Genomic DNA, 5,126 nt, shown 5'->3' with positions numbered 1-5,126 from the left:
TCTTTTTGTGGGCATAAAGAATAAGTAGCGTAGCTATATCTTTTACCGGTTCCTTATTCTTTTTATCGATTAACTTAAAGGTAATTTCCCCAGGAAAATCCATCTTAGTCCCCCAATCTTTCAACCTTTTCCGCAGGTATCGTTTCTTCTTTCTCTACCGTGCCGTCGCGCCTGGTCACCAGGCGTCGCACCGATCCGTCCGGTTGCCTTAAAAATTCCGTTTTCCGAGCCCATCGCCTACGTTTTATTTCATCCATAACCTGCGAAAGCTCCACATTCAGGTCACGAGTTTTTTCCCAGGCAACCCATTCTTTTTCAGATAATTTAGCCATTTTCAAACATCTCCTTCAGAAGTCGGAGTAATTGCTGAAGCGCCATGAATTCATCATCATCCAAGTACTTATCCCGAACTGAGGCAAATGGGGGTAATTCGATGAATGTAAATATGGTTTAATTATAGGTTCTCGGCATAAATAAAAACAGACTTCGTGGGGGCAAATCTGCCCCCACCCCCGATAAGGATTCAGTCAAACGGTACGTTTCTTTTACCGCCCTCTCCCGTTAGCGGGAGCCGGCAGGGACAAGGCTCATCTTCTTCGCTTCCCTGCCATTGACCTTCCTGCCCCGCAAAAAAATGATGGAAGCACTGAGCAGTCCGGATGTTATCAACCCGATATCTTCCAGGACCCCCAGAAAGACAACGGCGCTGCTTCCCACGATGGCCCAGATAAGCGGTATGAGCAGCAGCGAAACGGAGGGCCTTCTTTCTGACCAGAGAAGCAGACCAAAGGTAAAAATCGTTGTCGGGCAAGGGGCCACTCCGAAGACCGGTGAAGATGGAAACCGATGACCGAGCAGATGACCGATAAGGGGGTAAATGACCATGGCGTAGGCAATGATAAGAAGGCCTGCCATGGAGGAGGTATCCCGTCTAATCCTGAAAGACAGGTTTGACTTGATTACCCCGGCCAGAAAAAAAAGGATGCCCTGGACGATAAAGAGTGCCCCAAAAGCGAAGGCTCCTTTATTGATCCGGCTGAAATAAGTCAGGTGGTAGGCGGCGCCATTCCAAATCCAGAGGCAGGATAGGATGGCGCTGATCATCCGGCCGGAATACCCCGTCCGCCTGACGGCCAAAAACAGGGCCGTAACCCCAAGCAGATAGGCGATGATCTGGACCGGCCAGATGGCCCGGTTATAGGTTGCAAAGATTTCCATGAACTGATCGATTGTAAAGGGTAAATTCATTTTCTTTCCTCCTCTTTCCATAAATTGTAATTGGTTAATCCGAAATCTCTTAGAATCTGGACAAGTTGACGGCCTAATGGGCTTCCTCGCGGGTCAATGGCTTCGGTGTCCCACAAAAGGTGGACGGCCAGGTCATTGCTGACAAAGGCATGGAAAAACAGTTTAAACTCAATCAAGCCGTTCAACTGGCTTATACGATTAAAAAGTTTCGTCATCTCGGGATTGAATAATTCCCGAACATCTCCGGATGCCCTAAGGTTTATGATTTCCAGACACTTCATTTTTTCGTCCTTCCTTTTTGCCATTCTATAATGCCAAAGCCGTGCCAAATTTAATTATTATAAAATATCAATTAGTTATGTAAAAATATAGGGTAGGCTGTCAATAGTGACGGAAATAAATTGTCATATCCGACGGCATGGGCTAAACTGTCAAATAAGGCGGAAATGAACCCATACGGTTCTCGGAGGAAGACGATGAGTTATGACGAAAAGAAGTATTTTCAGGAGGCAACACTCCGGATATGCGGCAGTCTGGAAGTGGAGAAGGCCCTCTGGCAGTGTCTACTATATTTCAAACACCTTTTTCCTGTAGAGGAAATGAGCCTTCACCTTTACGACAGGACCCTGGGCCTGATAAGCACGGTCGCCGCGGCGACAGCCGAAGGAGGGGTGTTCTTCAGAACTCCTCATAGAATCAAGATGCCGAAGGAAGCCATGTCAGACCTTGGTGGTTCTGAACTCCCCGATGTGAGAATCGTCAATCGCCCGGAGCGTGACCCGGCGACCAGACAGATGGCCAAGGTCCATGAAAAACCGGATTCATCCCTCCTGATCATGCGGCTGGTCGTCGACGGGCAAAGAATAGGGGCCTTGACCCTCCGTGCAGACGGCCTCGATAGATATACGGATGAGCATTCGAGGCTTCTATCTTTGTTGAACCAGCCGTTTGCCATAGCTTTATCAAACAGCCTGAGGTATCACGAAGTCCTCAAGCTTAAGGAGCAGCTTTCCGATGACAACCGGTATCTCCAACGGGAACTTATGCAGCTTTCAGGGGAAGAGATCATTGGCGGCGATTTCGGTTTGAAAGGGGTTATGGAAATGGTCCGGCAGGTAGCCCCTCTTTTAAGCCCGGTCCTCCTTCTGGGGGAGACCGGGGTGGGAAAAGAGGTCATTGCCAATGCGATCCACTACTCTTCGCCAAGAAAGGATGGTCCCTTCATCAAGGTCAATTGCGGGGCGATTCCCGACAGTCTCCTCGACAGCGAACTCTTCGGCCATGAGAAAGGCGCCTTCACAGGGGCCATGGCCCAAAAAAGAGGGCGATTTGAGAGGGCCCATCAGGGTACTATTTTTCTGGACGAAGTGGGTGAACTGCCTCCCAATGCTCAGGTAAGGCTGCTCCGTGTACTCCAGGAGAAGGAGATCGAACGCCTGGGCGGGACGAATCCGATCAAGGTCGATATCCGGGTTGTGGCGGCCACAAACAGGGAGTTGGAAAAGATGGTTCAGACCGGCGATTTTCGTAAAGACTTATGGTTCAGGTTGAACGTCTTTCCGGTCATGATCCCGCCTCTCCGGGAAAGAAAGGAAGACATCCCCGCCCTGGTCTTTCATTTAATCGAGCGGAAAGCCGGAGAAATGGGTATCAAGAAGCTTCCGGTTCCCGGTCCGGGGGCTATGGACCGGCTGATGGAATATGCCTGGCCTGGAAATGTCAGGGAACTCGAAAATATGGTTGAGCGTGCCATGATCCTCCGGAAAGGAGAGGCCCTGACTTTCGAAGATAACCAGGCCGAGACTTCGCGGGAGGTAACGCCCACCACGGTTATAAAAAAGGGGCAACCGCTTACCCTCGATGAGGCCATGACCCGGCATATCGAAGAGGTGCTCAAGATCTGCGGCCGAAAAGTGGAGGGGAAGGGGAGTGCAGCCGAACTGCTCGGTATGAATCCCAGTACCCTTCGAAACCGAATGAGAAAGCTTCACATCCGATTCGGCCGTCAGAAATAAAAGGGGACGTCATAAATGGGGACATCCTTTCTGAATTGACTTGTTCCGGGTTGCTTTGCCGGAGGTTCCCAGAGAGATAAAATTTCAAAATTCGAAGTTACCAGTTTTTTGATGGGCGATTTCGGCAACGGTGGCATCATACCGATACCGGGATCAAACTGAAATCCCTGCCCAAAGAATGTTTTTGGATTCCTATTCCTTGCCTTCCAACCTGCTTTTCTCCTTGCTCCAGTCTTTTCCTTGCCTTATACTCCCTTTAAAGAAAGCCAAAAGTAAAAAGAGAAAAGGTAAAAAGAAGTGATGTGTCGGGGTCGGACCACGGGAGTGGAATTTCAAAAATAAATAAAGAGTGAGGGACTTCTATGAAAATCAAAGATACCGTTGTGGTGGTTACGGGTGGTGGCAGTGGGATAGGGGAGGCTTTGTGCCGGCGATTTGCCCGTGAAGGGGCCAAAGGCATCGTCGTCGCCGATATCAATGAGGCTTTAGCTAAAAATGTCGCCGATCAAATAAATGGGGCGGCCTTCAAGTGCGATGTCAGCCGGGAAGAAGAGATAAAACAGTTAGTCCGCTTTGCGGAAGAGAAGTTCGGATTTATAGATCTTTTTTGCTCGAATGCCGGTATCCTTTTCATCGGCGACCTGGAGTGTCCCAATGATCAATGGCAGCGCATCTGGGAGATCAACGTGATGTCCCATATATACGTGGGACGGGCGATCCTGCCCGGAATGATCGCCCGGGGGGGCGGCGCGTTCATGATCACGGCCTCGGCCGCAGGGCTCCTCAACCAGATCGGTTCGGCGCCCTATGCCGTCACCAAGCATGCCGCCGTGGGGCTGGCCGAAAATATCGCCATCACCTACGGCGATCAGGGAATAAAAGTATTTGCCCTCTGTCCCCAAGCCGTGCGCACGGCCATGGCCGGGCCGGATGGCGGTGTAGCGGCTGTTGACGGGCTGATGGAACCGGAACAACTCGCCGAGGCGGTCATCGAGGGTTTGAATAAAGAAGCGTTTCTGATCCTGCCTCACCCCGAAGTAAAAACGTATATGCAAAGAAAGACAAGCGATTATGATCGCTGGCTTCAGGGGATGCGGCGACTCCAGGCCCGTTTCCTGGCGAGCGAACCGCTTAAAAAATAGTATCGGGCAATGGCAATGAAATCGACGCGCGTGTTCATTCATGGATTGGAAAAGAACGGGTAAGGTCTGTTCCGTGTACCCGAAACAGGTGAAACCCTCAAAAGGAAGGGGGAAGGATGAGATGCTTAATTGGATTTTAAAGGGGGATATTTCAACGGTTTGAATTTTTTAGTTGAATTTTAAAATTTTAAGCTTATATTAGAAATAGCACTCAATTAAGGCGAGTGCTAATAATTCAAGAATTTTTTGAAAGAAAGAAGGAGCGTAAACGTATGAAAATTAGGCCATTACATGATCGGGTCATTGTACAGAGGCTTGAGGAAGAAGAAAAGACCAAAGGAGGGATTATTATCCCGGATTCCGCCAAGGAAAAACCCCAGGAAGGCAAAGTCATTGCCGTTGGACCGGGGAAGATTTTGGAGAACGGGACCAAGCTCGCCCTGGACGTCAAGGTGGGCGACAAGATCCTCTTTGGGAAGTATTCCGGGACGGAGATCAAGGTCGAAGGCGAAGAATTTTTAATGATGCGAGAAGAAGATATCTTAGGCGTAATAGAATAAAGGAGGAAGTAAAATATGTCAGCGAAAGAGATTAAGTACGATTCAAAGGCCCGCGAGTCCATGAGGATAGGGGTGGATACCTTGGCCAATGCCGTTAAGGTGACCCTGGGACCTAAAGGCCGAAATGTAATATTGGATAAATCCTATGGGTCTCCGGCCAT

7 protein-coding genes are annotated in these 5,126 nt (G+C 49.6%); 4 read left to right on the top strand and 3 right to left on the bottom strand.

Annotated features, from left to right (window positions below):
- Window positions 1-104: 104 nt before the first annotated feature.
- The 3 genes from HY879_03415 to HY879_03405 form a co-directional block, all read right to left on the bottom strand.
- On the bottom strand, window positions 105-332 hold the full coding sequence (locus tag HY879_03415; protein ID MBI5602379.1) for a hypothetical protein: 228 nt from the start codon (window positions 330-332) through the stop codon (window positions 105-107).
- Window positions 333-561: 229 nt separating this feature from the next.
- Window positions 562-1,248 carry a hypothetical protein gene (locus HY879_03410; GenBank protein MBI5602378.1) on the bottom strand — a complete coding sequence of 229 codons (687 nt, stop codon included), beginning with the start codon at window positions 1,246-1,248 and terminating at the stop codon, window positions 562-564.
- The gene (locus HY879_03405; GenBank protein ID MBI5602377.1) at window positions 1,245-1,529 is read right to left on the bottom strand and encodes a hypothetical protein; all 285 of its coding nucleotides are present in this window, start codon (window positions 1,527-1,529) and stop codon (window positions 1,245-1,247) included. Before HY879_03405 ends, HY879_03410 begins: the two co-directional genes overlap by 4 nt.
- Before the next feature lie 195 nt (window positions 1,530-1,724).
- Between HY879_03405 and HY879_03400 the strand changes: the two genes are divergently transcribed.
- The 4 genes from HY879_03400 to HY879_03385 form a co-directional block, all read left to right on the top strand.
- The gene (locus tag HY879_03400) at window positions 1,725-3,263 is read left to right on the top strand and encodes a sigma 54-interacting transcriptional regulator (GenBank protein MBI5602376.1); all 1,539 of its coding nucleotides are present in this window, start codon (window positions 1,725-1,727) and stop codon (window positions 3,261-3,263) included.
- 362 nt (window positions 3,264-3,625) lie between these two features.
- On the top strand, window positions 3,626-4,405 hold the full coding sequence (locus HY879_03395) for an SDR family oxidoreductase (protein MBI5602375.1): 780 nt from the start codon (window positions 3,626-3,628) through the stop codon (window positions 4,403-4,405).
- Window positions 4,406-4,677: 272 nt separating this feature from the next.
- Window positions 4,678-4,965 (top strand): co-chaperone GroES, encoded by a 288-nt coding sequence (groES, locus tag HY879_03390; protein ID MBI5602374.1) that lies wholly within the window; start codon window positions 4,678-4,680, stop codon window positions 4,963-4,965.
- Window positions 4,966-4,980: 15 nt separating this feature from the next.
- A partial coding sequence (locus HY879_03385) for a hypothetical protein (protein MBI5602373.1) occupies window positions 4,981-5,126 on the top strand: 146 nt, incomplete at its 3' end.

The organism is Deltaproteobacteria bacterium (genome assembly GCA_016219225.1).
GTDB lineage: Bacteria > Desulfobacterota > RBG-13-43-22 > RBG-13-43-22 > RBG-13-43-22 > RBG-13-43-22.
Note: the sequence above shows the minus strand (reverse complement) of the source record. Positions and strands in the feature narration are given on the sequence as shown.